This is a genomic window from Lacticaseibacillus kribbianus (assembly GCF_020180945.1).
Taxonomy (GTDB): Bacteria; Bacillota; Bacilli; order Lactobacillales; family Lactobacillaceae; genus Lacticaseibacillus; species Lacticaseibacillus kribbianus.
Genome location: NZ_JAIPUL010000005.1, coordinates 35,685 through 54,599 on the forward strand (window position 1 = coordinate 35,685; position 18,915 = coordinate 54,599).

The window sequence follows — 18,915 nt, forward strand, 5'->3', positions numbered from 1 at the left end:
TCAGCGTTTTCCTCCTATCGTTAACGGCCTGTTCCGGTTGCCAGCAGGCGCAGTGCCTCGGCCACGCCGTCCTGGTCGTGCGGGGCCACCACCGCCGTCGCCACCGCCCGGATCGCCGGCACGGCGTTGCCCATGGCGAAGGTGACATCCGCGGCGGCGAACATCGAGCGGTCGTTTTCTGAATCGCCGATTGCCACGTCGCGGCCGGGGCCGAGCGCAAGGGCGGCGCGCAGCTTGCCGAACGCAAGCCCCTTGCCGACCCCCTGGGGAATCACCTCGAGGTTGGCGGGGCCGGACCCCGTCGTCACGACGCCCGGCAGCTTGCCCAGCGCCGCGACGACCGAAGCCTTGAGCCGGCGGTTGGGAATCGTCACGTTGAACTTGGTCAACGCGGCGGTCGCGTCCGGCGTCAGCGGCCGCGCCGGCACGCTTTGGTCGTAGGCCAGCTGGTACGGCAGCTGCCCCGCCAGATCGGCGTCCCCGGCGGCAAAAAGCGCGCGGAGGCTGGCCTCGTAATCGCGGGTCTCGAACCGCGCGGTCGGCGAGTACACCTTGTAGGGAATTTTGGCCAGCACCGCAATCACCGCGGCGGCCGTCGCCGGCGCGAAGGTGGTCGCAAACAGCTGGCGGCCGCCCGTCACGCCGACCGCGCCGTTGAGCCCGACGATGGGCAGCGCCACGTGGGCCGCGGCCAGCAGCCGGTGGATGTCTTCGGGGTCGCGCCCCGAGCAGATGAACGGCATCGCCGTTTCCTGCGCCTGCCGCAGCGCGGCCGCGTTGCCGCTTGAGATGTGCTGATTTTTGTCCAGCAGCGTGCCGTCCAAGTCGATGCCGATCAGGTCCATGGGAGTCGTCTTCCTTCACTAATAGTGTCCGCGCAAAAAACGGCCGGGATTAACCAGCCGTCAGCGTGGTACTCGGTTTTACCTTACCATTCTTCCCCGGCTCACGCCAGCACCAGCCGCTGGCCGATGCGCAGGAAGTTGGCGTTGCTCAGGTGGTTCAGCGCGGAAAGCTTCGCCACCGTCGTCTTGTGCGCCTGGGCGATGGCCCAAAGCGTGTCGCCGGCCCGCACCGTGTAGGTCTTGGTCGCCTTGGCCGGTGTGGCCTTCTTCGCGGTCGTGGTGACCTTCACCGCGGTGGTCTTCTTCGTTGCGGCCGTCGTGGTCTTCGTTGCGGTGGTCGCGGCGCGGATCACCAGCCGCTGGCCGACCCCGATGCGGTTGGCGTTGGCCAGCTTGTTCAGACTGACCAGCTTCGCGACCGTCGTGCCGTGCGTCCGGGCAATCGCGTAAAGCGTGTCGCCGGCCCGCACCGTGTACGTGACCGCCTTCGTGGTGGTCGGCTTCGTGGCCGGCTTGGCCTCGGGTTTTGCCGCGGGCGTCGTGGTCGGCGTCGTCGCAGGTTTGGCCGCCGGCTTAGTTGCTTGTGTCGTGGTGCGCTTCACAACCAGCTTTTGGCCGACCATCAGGACGTTGGCGTTCTTGATGCCGTTCAGGCTGACCAGCGCGGCAATGGTGGTCTTGTAGCGGGCGGCGATGCCGTACAGCATGTCGCCGGCGCGCACCGTGTAGGTCTGCGTCGTGGTTGTGGTCGCCGGGCCGGTGCCCTTGCCCGTGCTGGTTGCGCCGGCGTTTTTGAACGCCAGCTGGTCCCAGGCCGTCAGCTGGTAGGCGCTGATCAGCTGGCGCAGCTTGGCCGGGTAATCCGGCGCGGTCGCGTAGCCGTCGGCCTTGATGCGGTTGGTGGCGGTGGTCGCGTTGGTGACGCCGATCAGGTTCGCGTACCGGGAAGAGGTCGCGAGCGTCGTGGCGTGGTCGGCCATGCTCGCGGCGTCGCTCGGGTACACGCGGAAGTTATCGTAGATGGTGTGGTACGCACCGCCGTAGTACTCGCGCGTCGGCACCCGCACGGTCGCGCCGTTGTAGCTGCCCTTCATGCCAAAAAGGTTGTGGTACTTCGCGGCCATGCTGGAGCTGCCCCAGCCGCTTTCGAGGATCGCCTGCGCGGCGGTCAGAGACGGCAGAATGCGGTGCTGCGTCCACCCGGTGATGGCCCCGGCGATGATCTGGTTCAGAAAACTGGCGACCGCCCGCGGGTAGCGGCGGGTGTTCGCCGCCTGCAGCGCCTGAATGCCGCTTGTGAGCGGGCTCACCCGCGTCACGGAGCTGGCCAAAACCGTGGTGCGCGCCTGGGTGCCGGCGGACTTCACCGTCGTCGTCGCCTTAACCGCCCCGGTCGCCGCCTGTACCGGCCGCACGTGTCCCTGCGTCGCAAGCCCCGCGAGTGCCACCGCGGCCACCCCAAGCGCCTGCCCCATCCGAACCTGATCCTTCTTCATTCGTCGTCCTCCTATCGTTACCTTTTCTTAATAATTCAATCGTAGCATGCCGAACCCCGTGGTGCCGTGACACTTTTATTACGAGTCCGTGTCCGTCTTTACATTTCTCGCTCAACCGTTTTTTTACTTGCGCGGGCACCGGTCGCTGTGCGTCGCCGGGCGCCGACTTGGCGGTCCAGGTGCAGCGACGCTGGGCGCGCGGCCGCCGGTCCCTGGGAGTGGTTGAAAACGTTTTTGGCTAACGTGCGACACGTGACCGGTTGTGCTTACGAAAGAATAGCGAAAGCGCTATACTGAGGGCGAATATAGTTGCAACGGGTCAGACGTGCAACGTCGCTGCGTCCAGCGTCCCCGCGTTCTCACTTTGAAAGGAGTCTTTTGGATGGCTTTTGTTAACAATGATTTCGCAGACGTGCTGCTGCACCGCGCATCGGTGCGCGACTTCGACACCAGCGTCACGATTCCCCGTGAAGAGCTGACCGCCATGATTCAGGAGACGATCACCGCGCCGTCCGCCTGCAACCTGCAGGCCTGGCACTTCGAGGTCGTCGATACTGCGGCCGGCAAGGACCTGCTGCGCCAATACTTCATGAAGTTCAACCTGCCGCAGCTGGAATCCGCCAGCGCTATCGTTCAGATCTTCGGCGACACCCAGGCCTTCAAGTCCTACCGCGACCTGTGGAACCAGGCGGCCGAAGACGGCCGCATCACGCCGGAAAAGCGCGACGAGGTGCTCAGGACCTTCCTGCCGCTGTACGAAAAGGCCCCGCAGTCGATGCTGGTCTCTGATTCGACCGTCGACGCAACCATCGCGGCCACGCAGCTGATGCTGGTCGCCCGCGCCCACGGCTACGACACCAACCCGATCGGCGGCTACGACACGACCAAGGCGGCCAAGCTCTTCGGCCTCGACCCGGCGCGCTTTGTGCCGGTCATGGCGATCGCCATCGGCAAGCCGGCTGCGGGCGGCAAGGACGAGATGAAGTCCGCCCGCTACCCGGTCGACCAGGTGCTGCACTTCGCCGACTGATCGGCGAACCAGGCGGCAACCAAAAAGCAGGTGCCTCACTCCCACAATTTGTGAAGGGAAGCACCTGCTTTTTGTGTCGACGGCCGCGCGCCTGGCTAGGCCTGAACCGTCATGATCCACCCGGCTGGGCCCTCGACATCGCCGTTTTGGATGCCGACCAGCGTGTCGTAGAGCTTCTGGGTCACGGGGCCGATGCCGCCGTCGCCGAACTGGTGGACGTTGCCCTGGTACGTGATGCTCTGAATCGGCGTGATCACCGCCGCGGTGCCGCACGCGCCGGCCTCGCTGAGGTCGCCCAGGCCGTCGATCGGAATGCGGGTTTCCTCCGCCTCCAGGCCGCACGCGGTCTGGGCCAGCGTCATCAGCGAGCGCCGCGTGATGCTCGGTAGGATCGACGGGGACTTCGGCGTCACGAACTTGCTGCCGTCCTTGGTGATGCCGAAGAAGTTGGCCGAGCCGACCTCCTCGATGTAGCGGTGCTCGATTGGGTCGAGGTAGATGGCGTCGCCGTAGCCATGCTCATGCGCGTACTTGCCGGCCTGCAAGCTCGCCGCGTAATTACCGCCGACCTTGCTCTGCCCCGTGCCAAAATGCGCGGCGCGGTCGAAGGTCTCCGCCACCATGAACTTGGTCGGCACCATGCCGCCCTTGTAGTAGGCGCCGACCGGCATCGCGAACACGGTGAACAGATACTCCTTGGCCGGCGCCACGCCGATGTTCGGCCCGACGCCGAGCAAAAGCGGCCGCAGGTAGAGGGTCGCGCCGGTGCCGTACGGCGGCACGTACTCGGCGTTGGCGGCCACGACCTGGCGCACCGCGTCGAGAAACTGGTCAACGGCGACCGCCGGCATCAACAGCTTGGCCGCCGAATCGGCCAGGCGCGCCGCGTTTTGGTCCGGGCGGAACAGCTGGATGGCGCCGCTTTTCGTCCGGTAGGCCTTCAGCCCTTCGAACGCGCTTTGGCCGTAGTGCAGCGCCGGACTGCCGATGTTCAACGACAGCTGGTTGCCTTGCACCAGGCCGCCCTCGTCCCAAGCGCCGTCTTTGTAGTGCGCCTCGTAGCGGTACGGCAGTTCCATGTAGTTGAAGCCCAGGTTCTCCCAATCAAGATTGATGGTCACGGTATAACCTCCAAGTTTAGTCTCTTGCTTACTGAAGCATACCCGAGAATCCGTCTGCGCTCAAGTGTCGCGGTCAGGAAAGCTGACACCCCGGGGACAAAATGTCGGGGCCGGGTCGCTGACTGACCCGCCGCTCGGTGGACCCGGTGGCCCGCAATCGTCCCGCGCAGGCGGCCCACCGTGCGTTTTCACCGTTGTTTCACGTGAAACGAACCGCCCCGTCGGCTATACTGAAGGCAAAACCGCCGGGAGGCCAACCCATGCCATCGCTGATCTACCAGGAACTCACCGCGCCGCAGCTGACCGCGCTGATCCACCGCCACTTTCCAGGTGCCGCGGACTACCGCGTCGCCATCGCCCACGGCGGCCTGTTCAACACCACCTACCGCCTCACCTTAGCCGACAAGACGGCCTACATCCTGCGCGTCGGGCCGGTGCACCCGGAGTACCTGCTGCCCTTCGAGCACGGGCTGATGGCCGCCGACGCCACAGCCGCAACCCTTTTGGCCGCCCACGGCGTGCCGGGATCCCGGGTTGTCGCCTGGTCCCCTCGAGACCCCGTGCTGGGCCGCGCCTACATGATCACGCGCTGCCTGCCCGGGGTGACGCTCAACGACCCGGCCGTCACCCCGGCGGAGCGGCTGGCCCTGTACCGCCAGCTCGGCACCGCGATGGCCGCCTTCCACGCTATCCCGGGCACCGGCTTCGGTCGCCTGGCGGAGCCCACGCGGCGCTTCGCCACGTGGGCGGGCTGGGTCGAGGCGGAGTTTGCGACCACGCTGGAGCTGTTGGTGCAGCACGGGCTGCTGGGCAAGGCCCAGGCCGCGCGGGTGCAGGCCTTCGTGGCGGCGGCGCGGCCGGCGCTTGATGCCATCACCGCGCCGTGCCTGGTTCACGCCGACCTGTGGGAGGGCAACGTGCTGGTCAGCCCCGATCACCGCCGTCTGGTCGCCGTCATCGACTGCGATCGCGGGCTGTTCGGCGACCCGGAGTTCGACTTCGCCATCACTACCTTTCCGGCTGACTTCTACGCCGGCTATGGCAGCGGGCCCGCAAGTGACCCGGACGCGGTGCTTCGCCGCACGGTTTACCACGCGCTGTACAGCGCGCTGGACGGCTTCGTGTACGCGGTGGAGTACGCCAACCCCGCGGCTAGCGCGGACTGCCTGCGCGAGCTGATGCGGGTGACTGGCTAATGCGAGTGCCCGGTTGAGCCCAGCGGGCGCACCGGTTGGCCACCGCGTGACGGCGATTCGCGCACCCCAACGGCTGCTGCTCGGGCAGGCGGTCCCCGAACTCAAGCACAACAAAGGCGCAACCCGCGGGTTGCGCCTTTACTGCGCCCGGTTACTTGTCCAGCGAGTACTTCATGCCGCGGGCGAGGTCGGCGAGGCCGTCCGCGTGTTGGACGGTGAAGGACTTCTTATCGTCGCTCACCGTCGCGGTCATGCTGTAGTCGCCCACCTTGATTTCAAGTTGATCACCCTTGAGCGTGTACGTGCCCGTGTTGGTCTTTTCACCATCTGCGTACTCGGTGACGGTGCTCCCATCGAACTTCAGCGTGTCCGTTGCCTTGACGAACAGCAGATCCGTGGTGTGCGAGTAGCTACCGGACAGGTGCTTTGGCATCGCCATCACCACCGCGACCACGATCACAACCAGGACCCCCACCCCGATTGCGATCCACTTCGGCGTCAACTTCTTCATATCAAAACTCATGTCACATTCTCCTCCTGCTCAACTGGTGCGCGGTAATTCCGCGCGTCCGTAGCTTCCAATATACGTTATTTTATCGATGTGAGCAACATGATTTTCGCCTAGTTTTTCGGGATTTTTATCATTCTTGCATATCTGTAAGTCGGAAGGTGAATGTGATTTATTGACGTGTCTGCAGCCCGGCGCTCCGTTTTTCCCGGACGCAAAAAAGCCTGCCCTCTCAGGCAGACTTTCTTGGATCAATCCTAGCTTAGGCGCGCTTCTTCAGGGAAGTGCCGGCCAGGCCGAACAGTGCGCCGACAACGGCGACAACACCCAGAGCGGAGGCGGTGACGTTCACGTCGTCGCCGGTCTGTGGGAGTGCCTTGGTTGCTGCGGCAGCCTTGGTCGCGGCGGTCGTCTTCGCGGCGGTCGTCGTTACGGCAGCCTTGGTAGCAGGCGTCTTAACGGCTGGGGTCGTGGTAGGCGTCGTCTTGGTAGCCTTGGCAGCGCGCGCGTTGGCAAGGTCCTTCGCGGCGGTGTCCTTCAGACCCTCGGCAAGCTTCGTTGCACGGGCGTCGTAAAGGTCCTTAGCAGCAGTTGCCTTCAGGCCTTCGATAAGCTTCGTTGCACGGGCGTTGTAAAGGTCCTTAGCGGCGGTTGCCTTCAGGCCTTCGATAAGCTTCGTTGCGCGGGCGTCGTAAAGGTCCGCAGCGGCGGTTGCCTTCAGGCCTTCAGCAAGCTTCGTTGCGCGGGCGTTGTAAAGGTCCGCAGCGGCGGTTGCCTTCAGACCTTCGACCAGTTTTGTCGCACGAGCGTCGTACAGATCTGCGGCCGCCGTCTCTTTCAGCCCTTCGTTCAGGATGGCTGCGCGTGAGGTCACGAACACGTGCGCCGTGCTGACGGTTGTGGTTTTCTTGTGGGTCGCCTTGAACACAGCCGGATCCTTGTAGTTGACGAACGTCGGATCGTAGTCGATGCGGTCGGCATTGAGTTTGTAGCCATCCGGCACGCCGGCCAAAATGGTGCCGGCGTACTTGTCGAACGTGAAGGTGGTCCCGGCCGGCTCCGTGAGCGTCGTGGTGGCGAGCACCTCACCAGTTTCGCTGTCGATGTAATCGATCTCGTAAGGCGTGGCGGCGTTTTCGGCCTTCAGCGCCGCAGCAGCCTTCTCCTGACCCTTTGCCAGATCAGCGGCGGCGGTGGCGGTCAGGCCCTCGTTCAGGAGGCTCGCACGCGAGGTGACCTTGATGCGGGCCGTGCTGACGGTGTCGGCCGGCTTTTTGGTCGTCTCCTGAACCGCCGGATCCTTGTAGTTAATGAACGAAGGATCGTAGTCGATCTGGTCGGCGTTAATCTTGTAGCCGTCTGGCACCCCGGCGAGGATGTCACCGGCGTACTTATCGTAGGTGAAGCTGGTCCCGGCCTGGGCGGTCAGCGTGGTTGAGGTCAGCGTTTTGCCGGTCTCACTGTCCACGTAGTCAATTCGGTAAGGCGTCTTGGCGCCGTGTGCGCGGTCCACGACGGCCTGCGCTTCGTTAAGATCAACGCGGATTTCAACGCCGGTGTCCGTGATGACCACCGAGCCGGTGTTGAAGAGGTAGTCAATCTGGCCGTAGAACGACCGCCCGGACGTCCCGTCCTGGAGATTGCCCGCGTCCGCTGGAATCATCGCCTTGAACTTCGCCTTCAGGGCCTCCTTGACCCCCTGGGCGATCGGCTTGTACGCCGCTTACAGGTCGTCCATCGTGTTGATGGATTTGCCCACCTGTGCTTTCAGCGCGTCGAAGTCCCCATAAAACGACTTCCCGGTGACGGTATCCTTAGCGTTACCGATGCCAAGCTGGGCGATGAAGCCCTTGTTCTCGGCGATGCTGGCAACCAACGCAGACGTGTCGGCGACAGGTTCGGTCGCCTGGATGCCGGCGCCCGTCGCGGAGACGGTCTGCGCACCGAATGTCTGAACACTAAACAGCGTTGCGGCGGCAAGCCCGGCAGCGATCCAGGTCTTGTGCGCCTTATACAGTTTCTTTGCACCGTTACGATTGCTCATGTACCTTTTCCCCCTAAGTGGAATTATAGTAGAAACAATGTGTGATACAGCGGCCCTCGAGAGCCCTGTCACTAACACAGAGTATATAGCCCGATTTTGGGCTAGTCAAAAAAATTCTAATTAAAAGTTCTCATAATACTAATTGAGCAATACAAATATTTGAAGTTTAATGCCGAGGATCCCGTCAGACGCCCATTGCAAAAACGCAAGCCTTTACAATAACCAGAAGATTCGGTATATACCAAAAAATCAACGCGGTTCAAATTGCCGTCATAAAGGCTTTTGTCTGTTATTTAACTTGAATATTATCACACTTCAATAACGTTTGACTTAGTACACGCCGCGAACCTTAGCAGTTAATTTTTTGAATATCTGCTTGAAAAAAATTAAATATAAACAAAAAACATTTTTACTTGTGCACCTGACCCCGGACCACGCGGCGCCTCCCCGCCGCGGCACCACCGGTGGCTTAAAACTATCATTTTCGTCCCGGTTACGGTATGGTTATCCTATAACAGACACGGAGGTAATCACATGAAAGTTCGCAAGGCTGTGATCCCGGCCGCCGGGCTGGGCACGCGCTTTCTGCCGGCCACCAAGGCGCTCGCCAAGGAAATGCTGCCGATTGTCGACAAGCCGACCATCCAGTTCATCGTCGAGGAGGCCAAGGCGTCCGGCATCGAAGACATCCTGATTGTCGAAGGCAAGCAGAAGCGCTCCATCGAGGACCACTTCGACTCCGCCCCGGAACTCGAGCAGAACCTGTCGGCCAAGGGCAAAACCGAGCTGCTGCAGATGGTCAAGGACACCACGGACATCGGCGTGAACATTTTCTTCGTGCGCCAGCCCTATCCCAACGGTCTGGGCGACGCGGTGCGGCTGGCCAAGTCCTTCATCGCCGGCGAGCCCTTCGTCGTGATGCTCGGCGACGACCTGATGCAGGACAAGGTGCCGCTGACCAAGCAGCTGATCGACCGCTACGAGAGCACGCACGCCTCGATCCTGGCGGTTAAAAAGGTGCCGCACGATACGGTTTCATCGTACGGGATCATCGACCCGGAAAACGAGGTGCACCCGGGCCTGTACAACGTGCGCAAGTTCGTCGAGAAGCCGGCAGTCAAAGACGCCCCGTCGGACCTCGCCATCATCGGGCGCTACCTCCTGACGCCGGAGATTTTTGACATCTTGGAGAAGCAGAAGCCGGGCAAGGGCAACGAGATCCAGCTGACCGACGCGATCGACACGCTGAACCACACCCAGCGCGTGTTCGCCCACGAGTTCACCGGCGCGCGCTACGACGTCGGCAACAAGTTCGGCTTCGTCGAGACCACCATCGAGTACGGCCTGACGCACCCGGAGATCAAAGACGAGCTGCGCGCCTACCTGATCGACCTGGGCGAGCGCCTGCACCAAGAGGACGCGGCCAAGGCCGCCGGCAAGGCGACCAAGTAGCCCCGCCGCCATGTGAAAATACGCGCTTCACAACCAGGATTCGGTGTGAGGCGCGTATTTGTTTGGTCTGCTAAAAATTGTCTTCCCTGTCGAACTGGTTGCCCGGGTAGACCCAGAACTCGTACTTCTGGACCTCCTTGCCGTTCTCGGTCACGAAGCCCCCGATGCGGTGCACCGGAATGTTCGCGTTGCCGGTGGTGTCGCCCAGGTAGCGGTAGGTCACCTGCGCCGTAGTGTCCAGGGCGCTCGGGTTCTTGGCGTAGTAGTCGGACACCAGGGTCTCGGCGGCCTGCGTCTCGGCCGTCTCGGTGACGGCGCTTGAAGACGACTCGGCGCTTGAGTCGCTGCTCGAGGTGGCCGCGTCGGCGCTGCCGCCCTTGGCCGCGGTCTTGGTTCCGGCGGCCTTTTCCCCGGAATCGGCTTTGCCGGTTGCGGTCTTGTTGGTCGTCGCCTTGTCGCCGGCGGCCTTCTTCTCACTGCCGGACGCCTTGTCGGTCTGCGCCGTCGCCTGGGCCTGCGGGGCGAAGTGCGGCCAGACGCGGTCGTAGCCGATCACCAGCAGCAAGACGAAGACCAGGCCGACCATCACCGTGCGCGTGCCGGCGATCAGGCGCGTCAGGCCGTTCTGCTGGGCGCGGCCGTGCAGGCGCCGCGCCAGGTGCACGTAGCGGAAGTAGTAGACCACGATGGTCAAGAGGATCAGCGCCCCCACGCCGAGCTCACGCAACAAGAGATTATTCGCCAACCCCACGAGCCATTTTTCCACCGGTTTCGCCTCCACCTGTTATTGAATTCATTATATAGCAGAAACTTGACGGCACCAACTAAATCTGGCGGCCGCCCTCAGTTCACCCGGTCGGCGCCGTAGACCGTGTAGCCGGTGGTGTAGGCGCCGCTCCAGTCGAAGTTCGGGTTCAGCGCGTTCTGGCGGGTCTCCTCGTTGTGAAGTGTTGCTTTTGACAAGCCGAGGCTGGTCCGCAGCTCGTCGGAGACGCGCTGCAGCTCCTGCGTCGGCGCGATCTGGTAGGACGAGCCGTTCAGGTAGCAGCCGACGCCCTGCAGGTGGTCCTCCTTGACGTGGTCGGCGGCGGCGCGGTAGTGCGAGAACAGCGCGACCATGTCCTCAAAGCTCAGGCTCGAGCGAAAATTGTCCTGGATCTGCGCCATCAGCGCCTTGAAGTTGCTCAGGCTCTTGAAGCTCGGCGCCGCCTTCAGGATGCCGGTGATCACCTGCCGCTGCCGCGCCGTGCGGCCGTAATCGCCGCGCGGGTCCTCGTGGCGCATGCGCACGTAGGCCAGGGCCGACTTACCGTTCAGGTGCATCGGCCCCTTGGCAAAATGGTTCCCGTCGTCGTCGGTGAAGGTGAACGGCACGGTGACGTCCACGCCGCCGACCGCGTCGATCACCTTTTCCAGCCCGCCCATGTTGACCATCGCGTAGTGCTGGATCGGCACGTTCAACAAGGCGGCCACCGAGTTGACGGTCATGTCCGTCGCGCCGATGCTGTAGGCGGCGTTGATTTTTTGAATATTGACGCCGTAATAGCCGATCATCTGGCTCATCGTGTCGCGGGGAATGCTGACCATCGTGGTGGTTCCCGCCTTCGGGTTGATCGTGACCAGGATCATCGAATCGGTGCGGCCGCGGGCCTCCGTGCGGCCCAGCGCCCCGGTGTCGGTGCCCAAAAGCAGGATGCTGATCGGGCGGCGCGCGGTGATGGCCGCCGCGGCGGCCTTCGTCTGCGCCTTGGTCTGCTTTTTCAGCGGCGTGTAGGTCCGCGCCGTCGTGGTCTGAACCGAGTGGTACAGGCTCCAGGCGGTGTGGCCGATCAGGGCGCCGGCGATGCCGACGACCAGCACCACCGCGGCCAGCACCCAGCGCCAGACGTGGCGGCGCCGGCGCCTGGTGTGATCGGTCGGCGCGGCCAGGTCGACCGGCGCCGCCTGCTTAGAATGGGAATCCTCTGCTGCCATGTCGTTGCTCCTCATCCGTGTTTCACCCATTGTAGCATTGACGCCGCGCGGGGACATCCCCCAATCACGCGCCGCGGTGCGCCGCCAACTGCGCCTGCTTGGGCGTCTGGCCCCAGAGCTTGCGGAAGTTGCGCGCGAAGGTCTGGCCGCTGTCGTAGCCCACGCGCCGCGCGATGGTCGCCACCGGCCAGTCCGTCGCCTGCAGCAGCAGGCGGCCGATCTGGCAGCGGAAAAAGGTCACGAGCGGCTTGAACGACAGCCCGAACAGCGCGGTGAGGTCGCGGGCCAGCGCGTCCTCCGAGCAGTGCAGCACCGCCGCGACACCGGGGAGCGTCAGCGGCTCGCAGCAGTGCGCAAAGACGTAACAGGCGCTGGTCCAGCCGGCGGACTGGCCGATCACCTGGTGCTCGGCCGCAAGTGTCCGCCGAAAACCCGCGGGCGTGCACCCGCGCAGCCGCGCGAAGCGCCGGCCGAACTGACCCACGCTGGTGTAGCCGCACACGGCGGCAATCTGGCGCAACGACAGCCCCTGGAACTGAAGCAGTCCGACCGCGTTGCGGATGCGCACCTGATCCAGCAGGTCGCCGAAGCCGTACCCGGTCGCCTGTTTGAGCGCCGCCTCGACGCTTGCGGCCGGCACGCCAAAGGCCGCGGCAACGCTTGGCAGCGTCAGCTCGGCCTGGTGGTGCAGCTGCAGGTACTTGAGGTAGCGGTACGGCGCCGTTTCGCAGTCGGCGAGCGCAAGCGACTTCGCCTGGCTCTCGTACAGTGCCATCACGTAGGAGATCAGCGCGAGGTTCAGGCTCCCGGTCTCCTGCCGCTGCACCTGCTCGTACGCCACCTCCGCGCAGAACTGGGCCAAAAAGACCTGCTGGCGCGGCTTGAGCGCGATGATCGGCACGAAGCGCCCGATGTCTTGCAGCGCCGCGAGGTAAGACGCCTCCTGGGTCGTCCCCAGGAGCAGCAGCCCCAGGGAGAAGCGGATGCGGTACAGCCGCACCGGCGCTCCGGTGACCACCAGCCGCCGCACGTGGTACGGCAGCAGCTGCACCACCTGACCGGCCGCAAGCGGGTAGTCGTGCCCGTTAAGCGCGAGCGTCACCGCGCCCTCCAGGATCACCAGGATCTCCGCCTCGTCGCGCATCACCGTGGGCGTGGTGCGGGCCACCGTTTCCTCACAGACGGTCAGCTCCTGCGGGCGGTACTGGCTGCTGAGGTAATTCGTACTCACGTAAGGGTAATTCTCTGTCATCCCGGCCTCCGAACACTTAGCGGAATTTCGCCGCTTTTTCTCGTCTTTCTCCCATTATACTGAAGGAGAATCGAGAAGCAAAGCGCTTCCAAAAAAGGAGAGATGACGATGAGTAAGGTATTTGTTCTCGGCGGGACCGGCTTTTTGGGGTACTACACGACGCTGGAGCTGCTGCGCCGCGGCTACCAGGTGAAAACCATTGCGCTGCCGCCGCTGCCGGCGGACGGCCTGCTGCCGGATGAGGTTGACGTCACACTCGGCGACCTGTTTGCGATGTCGGACGCCGAGATTACGGCACTTTTGGCCGACTGCGAGGGCGTGATGTACGCGGCCGGGGCGGACGAGCGGGTGGTTCCGGAGGCGCCGGCGCTGAGCTTCTATTACCACGCCAACGTGCTGCCGACCCAGCGGCTGGCCCGCCTGGCCAAGGCGGCCGGGGTCAAGCACTTCGTCGTCTTCGGCTCCTACTTCGCCGAGTTCGCGATGCGGCTGCGGGACACGCTGCCGACGCTGGCCGATCAGCCCTACCCGAACACGCGGCTTTTGCAAGAGCAAGTCGCCTTTGCCGAGGGGGAGGGCGGCATGGCGGTGACCAGCCTGCGCCTGCCGTACATCTTCGGCACCATGCCCGGGCGCATGCCGCTGTGGCAGATGTTCGTTGAGCAGATCCGCGGCAAGGCCGTTTTCCCTGCCCTGCCCGGCGGCACCGCGATGGTCACGGTCGAGCAAGTCGCCGAGGCGGCGGTCGGCGCGATGATCAACGGCAAGCACCGCCAGACGTTCGCCATCGGTGACACCAACATGACCTACCACGACTTCTACCAGATGATCGTGGACGCGCTGGGCCAGACCGCCACCACCCAGATTCCGGTGCTCGACTACGAGACTGTGCGCCCGGCCTACGAGCAGATCGACGCGGCGACCGCGGCGGCGGGCAAGGAGCACGGCATCCACACCGCGATGGTCGGCCAGACCCAGGCGCTGAAGCTGTACATCGATCCCGCGGACACCAAGCAGGTGCTGGGCATCCGCGACCACGACGTCAGGGCCGCCATCGAGGAGAGCCTGGCCAAGTGCATCAAGGGTTAACGCGCCCCTCAGATTCGCCCGAACACGCCCATCCGCGGATGGGCGTGTTTGCGTTGCGACGACAAAAAAAGGCGTCGTGCACATCTGCACGACGCCGGTCTGGGTGGTCAGGGGATCGAACCCTGGACCCACGGATTAAGTGTCCGTTGCTCTGCCAGCTGAGCTAACCACCCTCGTTTTGTGGTTGCTTTGTCAAAGCAAGTCTATCTGAAGTTAGCTTGGGCAATTGTACAAAGCGAAAATGTGTGAAAAACCGCAATCCAGGACCGACAAAATTTGCTTGTTCTCGCACTTGTCGCGTCGCTAGCGCATCATCCGCAGCACTTCCGGTCCACGACCCTGGCCGCCAAACACCGCAAGTCGCGCCGCAACCTCTTCCGCCACCAAGTCGCGCTCCCACAGGGCTAACTCCGAGACAAAAACGCCCTGATTCTCCGGCTGATTCAAGCGGTCACGAATTGCGTCTGTCACGTTTTTGGCCATCGTCGAGAAGTAATTGATTTTTGCAATGCCTCCCGCAATGGAACGGCGGTAATCCCCATCAGACAAGCCCGAGCCGCCATGAACGACCAGGGGGACATGGGTCTGCTGTGCAATCTCGGCCAGTCGGTCATAGTTCAATCGGGGCGTCTGCGTGTACACGCCATGGACCGTGCCGTACGCCACGGCCAACATATCAAGTCCCGTTGCCGCAACAAAGTCTGCCACCACCCCCGGGTCGGTGTAAGTGGCGTCGAGGCCAGCGTAATCAACCGCATCCGGGCCACCTTCCCGCTGCATGGGCCCGAGCTCCGCTTCCACGGAGACGTTCAGCGCATGAGCCACGCGAACAACCGCCGCCGTCACGGCCTGATTCGCTGCGATGGACTGACTTGAGGCATCGATCATGACGGAGGAGAAGCCCAGTCGCAACGCCTGCATCACCGTCTCAAAACTAAGCCCGTGATCTAGGTGCACGGCCACGGGAACCGTCGCGGACTTGGCGGCGGCAATGAGAATGGGCGCAATGGTTGCCAGTGGGACAAAACGCGCCTGACGTTCACCAAACTGCAAGATGACCGGCGCTTGGTTCGCCTCGGCTGCCGCAATCACCCCTTGAACCATGCCGATTGTCGTCACGTTGAATGCGCCCACCGCGTAATGATAGCGTTGCGCATCCTTCGCGAGAATATCTGCTCGTACTAAAACCATTGAGTCACCTCATTCTTTACTTATACATTGTCACCGGCAGGCCCATGACGGTCGCCAACGTGGCAAGATCGTCGACGTAATCACCGTAGATCAGGGCATAATGCTGCTCGAACCCATGACGAACGATGTCGTTGAACGTCTCCGCCACAGGTGCGGTCATGTGGAACCGACCCGAAAAGCCATTGAACTGTGCGGGCACATCCAACGCCTCTCCAGTCAGAACCACTAACTCGTAGGCCCCCTCCGCGTTCACGTGCACGCGCAGCAACGTGACGCGGCCCGGTTTCAGGACTGCCTGCGGACTCACCGGCATTTTGCGGTTGGGGTGGACACTCGCAACCACGCCATACTTGGGATTGGCCATCGCGTAAGGGCCGTAATCGTGCCAGACCGTCAGCGTGTTGTCGCTTGAGTCCAGACTCGAGATGTCCCCCATGTAGACGGGGGTTTTGGCGCCCGCAAATTGTTGCAGAATCGCCATCGAGAGCGCACCGTGAATGTCACACTCCATCGCGGTCGGAATGCCCTCGTCGCACAACTGCGACCAGACCGCACCGGGTGCCGCGTGGTAACTGTCGAAAAAGTCTGGCCAGCAGCGTGACGCCAACGCTCCGAGGCCATCGGCGCCCGCCCGCTGCCGGATCAGCGCCACAAACTTGACGAACTTGATGGTTTCCGGCAAATTAACGTCCAGGCCACGAATGTGTGCCTTGGCGTAAGCCAGTTCGTCGGCAAAATCCGTCGGGGTTAAGGCGTCCGCGGCAGCAAAACTGGCGTCGACGTCGTAATGCTTCAGGTGCGTCCCAAACACGGTCGCCAGTTCACCCTCATCTGCGCCCGCAAAGTCAAACCCAACCGGGAAGCTGCCAACGACGCCAATGGTGAGCGTTCGGATTGCCAGCATGGTGTTCACCGCCCTGACGTACGCCGCGACCTTCTTCTGAACGGCCGGTTCCGTCGGGTCACCGTAAATAAAGTCGTATGTATGATGTCGCCGCTTGAGGTAATTAGCGGTTGAAATGAGGCCCGTCGCGCCGTTCAACCGGAGCCATCCGCCAATGCTCGGCTCACGGGAGGCAATCACAAGGACCGGAACGGAGGGGAAATACTGATGGATCAACTCGATAAATTCGCTGCCCGTGAATGACGTGTTATGGAAGATGACGCCCCCGACCTCACTTGAGGGAATCCCGCGAAGGTATTCAATCATCTCACTTGGCGTGCCCAAGTTATGCGCCGGTAGCATCACGTTCGGCAATGATTGCAGCTGCCCCCGCATCTGGTCGAAGATGGCATCCGCGGCTGCGGCATCGAATAAGCGACGTTCAACTGGTACGTACACGATTTTTTGCATGACGTGCTCCTTTGGTTGGCTGAGTCTCACCGTACCGGTAAAGGCTCTGCAGCGGTTTGATACCTCCTATTGTCGAAGTGGTTAATGACCATTTAACGCACAAAACGCGAAGAAAAAGGCACTTATTGATGAAGGACGGAGTCGAGAAAAATCCGGCCTTTAATCACCCAAAGTTCACTGCTAATTCACATTTTAACGTTTACATTAAAAAAGTCTCATAATAGCAATCCACATCAGAACGGAGCCGCAAAGCACATGACGAGTCTACCGATCACCATGAACCCTGCCATTGATCATCAGGAACGCCTATCACACCGATGCGTGAGGCCATTAATCGGACGAAAGTCGCCCGCGCGTCAGCAGGGGATACGGGTCCTCCGCCGTGATGGTCGATGCGGCCTGACGTGGACTTCGCGCATCCTGCATGCGGGAGACTTCCCGTAAAGTCTCCCCGCAACTGTACATAGACCCGCGTCCTGTTGACCTGAGTGGCCCCGCAACCCCACCAGCGACGGGACCGAACACCCTCACCTCTCACCACGCGAATCAACCTGTCCCCCAGTCACCATTTCTCGCCCCAGCTAACGCTTACCACCATCAGGAGGTCTTACACCTATGAAGAAAAAAATCGTTCCCCTTCTCGCCGCGATCGGCGCTCTTTTTGCCACCTTGAGTGCCTGCTCATCCAGTAGTAATAAAGATTCTGACCAAACAACCACCGTCCGCATCGGGTACATGGAATCCGTCAACAGCGTCGGACTCGCGGCCATCGCCAAGGAAGCCGGCTACTTCGAAGCCCAAGGGCTGACGGTCAAGCTTGTTAAGTTCGACGACGGCCCCTCCGTCGTGGCCGCCCTGAAATCCGACAGCATCGACGTGGGTGAGATTGGACCGGGTGCTCACACACAGGTCGCCAACGGGACGGCGAAACTCGCCCTTTTTGACGGTCTCAGCACTTCCGACAAGCTGATCGCAAACAAGGCGTCCGGCATCACCTCCGTTTCGGACCTCAAAGGCAAGAAGGTGGCCGTCGTTGCCGGCACAACCAGCCAGGCCATCCTCGACGCCGCCCTTAAGAAAGCCGGCATGACGGAGAAGGACGTGACGGTCGTCAGCATGAGCATCGGTGCCATCACCACTGCCATGAACTCCGGCAAAGTCGATGCCTGTGCCACCTGGGCACCCGGGACGACGCAGATCACGACGAAACTAGGCAAGAACGCCGTCACCCTCGCAACCGACTCGGACTTTACCAGCAGCATGCCGTTCGCCTGCTCATGGGTTGTCACGCCGACGTTCGCCAAGAAGCACGCAACGACCGTCGTTAAGTTCGACAAGGCCATGTTCAAGGCCATGGACTATCGCAACCGCGGCGGCAAAAACGCCGCGAAGTGGATTGCAACAGTTCTGACCGAGAACGAAGCCGAAATTAAAACCGAAATCACAAGCACCGAGAAGCTGTATAGTTCCAAGCAAGTGCTCAAAATGCTGAATAACGGGGAACTCGCCAAAATCTACCGTCAGCAGCAAAAGAACCTCATCGCCCTCGGAATCCTTGAGGACACGGGCGATCTCACCAATCCTAACGATGCCCTGCTGACTCAGCTCATTAACAAAGCGGCGTAATGATGATGGCCGACACGGCGGGCGCTGTCACCGGCCACTCCAACAATCAAATACGCGCCCTTCCCATAATTCTTATGCTGTGGTGCAACCCGATCGTAATTGGGCCGGAAAAGACAAAGAACCGCGATTCACAAATGTGAATCGCGGTTCTTTTACGATATCTTCTGGGTGGTCAGGGGATCGAACCCTGGACCCACGGATTAAGAGTCCGTTGCTCTGCCAGCTGAGCTAACCACCCATTGCTGCATTGCCATTCGACAACTTAAACATAATAGCACACGGCCGATATTGGTGGCAAGGACTTTTTTGCCAAAAAGGGCCTCGTGCCACCACTTACGAGTGGTGGCACGAGGCCCTCGGTGTGTGTCGGCCCGCCGGCTAGTCCTTCAGGTCGTGCAGCTTGTCCTTCACAGTGTCGGCTGCGTCCTTGAGCTTGTCCTTGGCCTTGTCCACGGCTTCTTCCGCGTCGTCCTTGACGTCGGCCAGCTTACTCTTAGCCTTGCCGGCGAGGGTCTCGGCCTTGCCTTGTGATTCACGCAGCTTGTCGCCGGTCACCTTGCCTTCGACCTCCTTGGCCTTGCCGGTCACCTGATCCTTCATGCCGTCGAGCTTGTCATCGAGACTCATGTGCATTCCTCCTGTGAGTGGGCTTGGGGTTGCGGCATTTTCTGCCTGACCTAATTGTAAACGATTGCTTGTGCACAACGCAAATTCAGCATTTGTAAAAATGGTTTACC

General features: G+C 62.0%; 17 protein-coding genes and 2 tRNA genes. 5 read left to right on the plus strand and 14 right to left on the minus strand.

All coding sequences use genetic code 11. From position 1 onward, the window contains the following. Positions 1 to 20: 20 nt before the first annotated feature. Positions 21 to 845, minus strand: coding sequence for an HAD family hydrolase (locus LE416_RS12195; protein ID WP_225049257.1), 825 nt, complete (start codon positions 843 to 845; stop codon positions 21 to 23). 101 nt (positions 846 to 946) lie between these two features. Beyond that, complete coding sequence (locus LE416_RS12200; RefSeq protein WP_225049258.1) at positions 947 to 2,341, minus strand: LysM peptidoglycan-binding domain-containing protein; 1,395 nt, start codon at positions 2,339 to 2,341, stop codon at positions 947 to 949. Between the two features lie 382 nt (positions 2,342 to 2,723). Here LE416_RS12200 and LE416_RS12205 point away from each other — a divergent pair, with 382 nt between their 5' ends. Then, positions 2,724 to 3,371 carry a nitroreductase family protein gene (locus LE416_RS12205; RefSeq protein WP_225049259.1) on the plus strand — a complete coding sequence of 216 codons (648 nt, stop codon included), beginning with the start codon at positions 2,724 to 2,726 and terminating at the stop codon, positions 3,369 to 3,371. Positions 3,372 to 3,466: 95 nt separating this feature from the next. Here LE416_RS12205 and LE416_RS12210 read toward each other — a convergent pair whose 3' ends face one another. Then, positions 3,467 to 4,492 (minus strand): branched-chain amino acid aminotransferase, encoded by a 1,026-nt coding sequence (locus LE416_RS12210; protein WP_225049260.1) that lies wholly within the window; start codon positions 4,490 to 4,492, stop codon positions 3,467 to 3,469. Positions 4,493 to 4,752: 260 nt separating this feature from the next. Between LE416_RS12210 and LE416_RS12215 the strand changes: the two genes are divergently transcribed. Further along, positions 4,753 to 5,688: a phosphotransferase family protein gene (locus tag LE416_RS12215; protein ID WP_225049261.1), complete on the plus strand. Its 936-nt coding sequence runs from the start codon at positions 4,753 to 4,755 to the stop codon at positions 5,686 to 5,688. Positions 5,689 to 5,839: 151 nt separating this feature from the next. On the opposite strand, the gene LE416_RS12220 is transcribed toward LE416_RS12215, so the two are convergent. The 3 genes from LE416_RS12220 to LE416_RS12230 form a co-directional block, all read right to left on the minus strand. Further along, a complete protein-coding gene (locus LE416_RS12220; RefSeq protein WP_225049262.1) occupies positions 5,840 to 6,211 on the minus strand; it encodes a hypothetical protein in 372 nt (123 codons plus the stop codon). 247 nt (positions 6,212 to 6,458) lie between these two features. After that, complete coding sequence (locus LE416_RS12225; protein ID WP_225049263.1) at positions 6,459 to 7,859, minus strand: LPXTG cell wall anchor domain-containing protein; 1,401 nt, start codon at positions 7,857 to 7,859, stop codon at positions 6,459 to 6,461. Positions 7,860 to 7,919: 60 nt separating this feature from the next. Continuing rightward, complete coding sequence (locus LE416_RS12230) at positions 7,920 to 8,240, minus strand: KxYKxGKxW signal peptide domain-containing protein (protein WP_225049264.1); 321 nt, start codon at positions 8,238 to 8,240, stop codon at positions 7,920 to 7,922. Positions 8,241 to 8,774: 534 nt separating this feature from the next. On the opposite strand from LE416_RS12230, the gene galU reads away from it, so the two are divergent. Beyond that, the gene (gene galU / locus LE416_RS12235; protein WP_225049265.1) at positions 8,775 to 9,692 is read left to right on the plus strand and encodes a UTP--glucose-1-phosphate uridylyltransferase GalU; all 918 of its coding nucleotides are present in this window, start codon (positions 8,775 to 8,777) and stop codon (positions 9,690 to 9,692) included. Positions 9,693 to 9,762: 70 nt separating this feature from the next. On the opposite strand, the gene LE416_RS12240 is transcribed toward galU, so the two are convergent. The 3 genes from LE416_RS12240 to LE416_RS12250 all read right to left on the minus strand — a co-directional run bounded on the left by LE416_RS12240 (position 9,763) and on the right by LE416_RS12250 (position 12,918). Next, entirely contained in the window at positions 9,763 to 10,458 is a 696-nt protein-coding gene (locus LE416_RS12240; RefSeq protein ID WP_225049266.1) for a hypothetical protein, read from the minus strand. Between the two features lie 77 nt (positions 10,459 to 10,535). Beyond that, positions 10,536 to 11,666 (minus strand): LCP family glycopolymer transferase, encoded by a 1,131-nt coding sequence (locus LE416_RS12245; protein ID WP_225049267.1) that lies wholly within the window; start codon positions 11,664 to 11,666, stop codon positions 10,536 to 10,538. A gap of 64 nt (positions 11,667 to 11,730) precedes the next feature. Next, the gene (locus LE416_RS12250; RefSeq protein ID WP_225049268.1) at positions 11,731 to 12,918 is read right to left on the minus strand and encodes a helix-turn-helix domain-containing protein; all 1,188 of its coding nucleotides are present in this window, start codon (positions 12,916 to 12,918) and stop codon (positions 11,731 to 11,733) included. 108 nt (positions 12,919 to 13,026) lie between these two features. Here LE416_RS12250 and LE416_RS12255 point away from each other — a divergent pair, with 108 nt between their 5' ends. Continuing rightward, positions 13,027 to 14,007 carry an NAD-dependent epimerase/dehydratase family protein gene (locus tag LE416_RS12255; protein WP_225049269.1) on the plus strand — a complete coding sequence of 327 codons (981 nt, stop codon included), beginning with the start codon at positions 13,027 to 13,029 and terminating at the stop codon, positions 14,005 to 14,007. Positions 14,008 to 14,107: 100 nt separating this feature from the next. On the opposite strand, the gene LE416_RS12260 is transcribed toward LE416_RS12255, so the two are convergent. The 3 genes from LE416_RS12260 to LE416_RS12270 all read right to left on the minus strand — a co-directional run bounded on the left by LE416_RS12260 (position 14,108) and on the right by LE416_RS12270 (position 16,552). Beyond that, positions 14,108 to 14,180, minus strand: a tRNA-Lys gene (locus LE416_RS12260). Between the two features lie 130 nt (positions 14,181 to 14,310). Then, on the minus strand, positions 14,311 to 15,198 hold the full coding sequence (locus tag LE416_RS12265) for a class II fructose-bisphosphate aldolase (protein WP_225049270.1): 888 nt from the start codon (positions 15,196 to 15,198) through the stop codon (positions 14,311 to 14,313). Between the two features lie 16 nt (positions 15,199 to 15,214). Continuing rightward, positions 15,215 to 16,552 carry a hypothetical protein gene (locus LE416_RS12270; RefSeq protein WP_225049271.1) on the minus strand — a complete coding sequence of 446 codons (1,338 nt, stop codon included), beginning with the start codon at positions 16,550 to 16,552 and terminating at the stop codon, positions 15,215 to 15,217. Between the two features lie 615 nt (positions 16,553 to 17,167). Here LE416_RS12270 and LE416_RS12275 point away from each other — a divergent pair. Continuing rightward, complete coding sequence (locus LE416_RS12275; RefSeq protein WP_225049272.1) at positions 17,168 to 18,178, plus strand: ABC transporter substrate-binding protein; 1,011 nt, start codon at positions 17,168 to 17,170, stop codon at positions 18,176 to 18,178. A gap of 165 nt (positions 18,179 to 18,343) precedes the next feature. Here the strand turns inward: LE416_RS12275 and LE416_RS12280 are convergent. Both LE416_RS12280 and LE416_RS12285 read right to left on the minus strand, forming a co-directional pair. Beyond that, positions 18,344 to 18,416: transfer RNA gene (locus LE416_RS12280), tRNA-Lys, on the minus strand. A 140-nt stretch (positions 18,417 to 18,556) separates the two neighbouring features. After that, positions 18,557 to 18,805 (minus strand): CsbD family protein, encoded by a 249-nt coding sequence (locus LE416_RS12285; protein ID WP_225049273.1) that lies wholly within the window; start codon positions 18,803 to 18,805, stop codon positions 18,557 to 18,559. Positions 18,806 to 18,915: the final 110 nt, after the last annotated feature.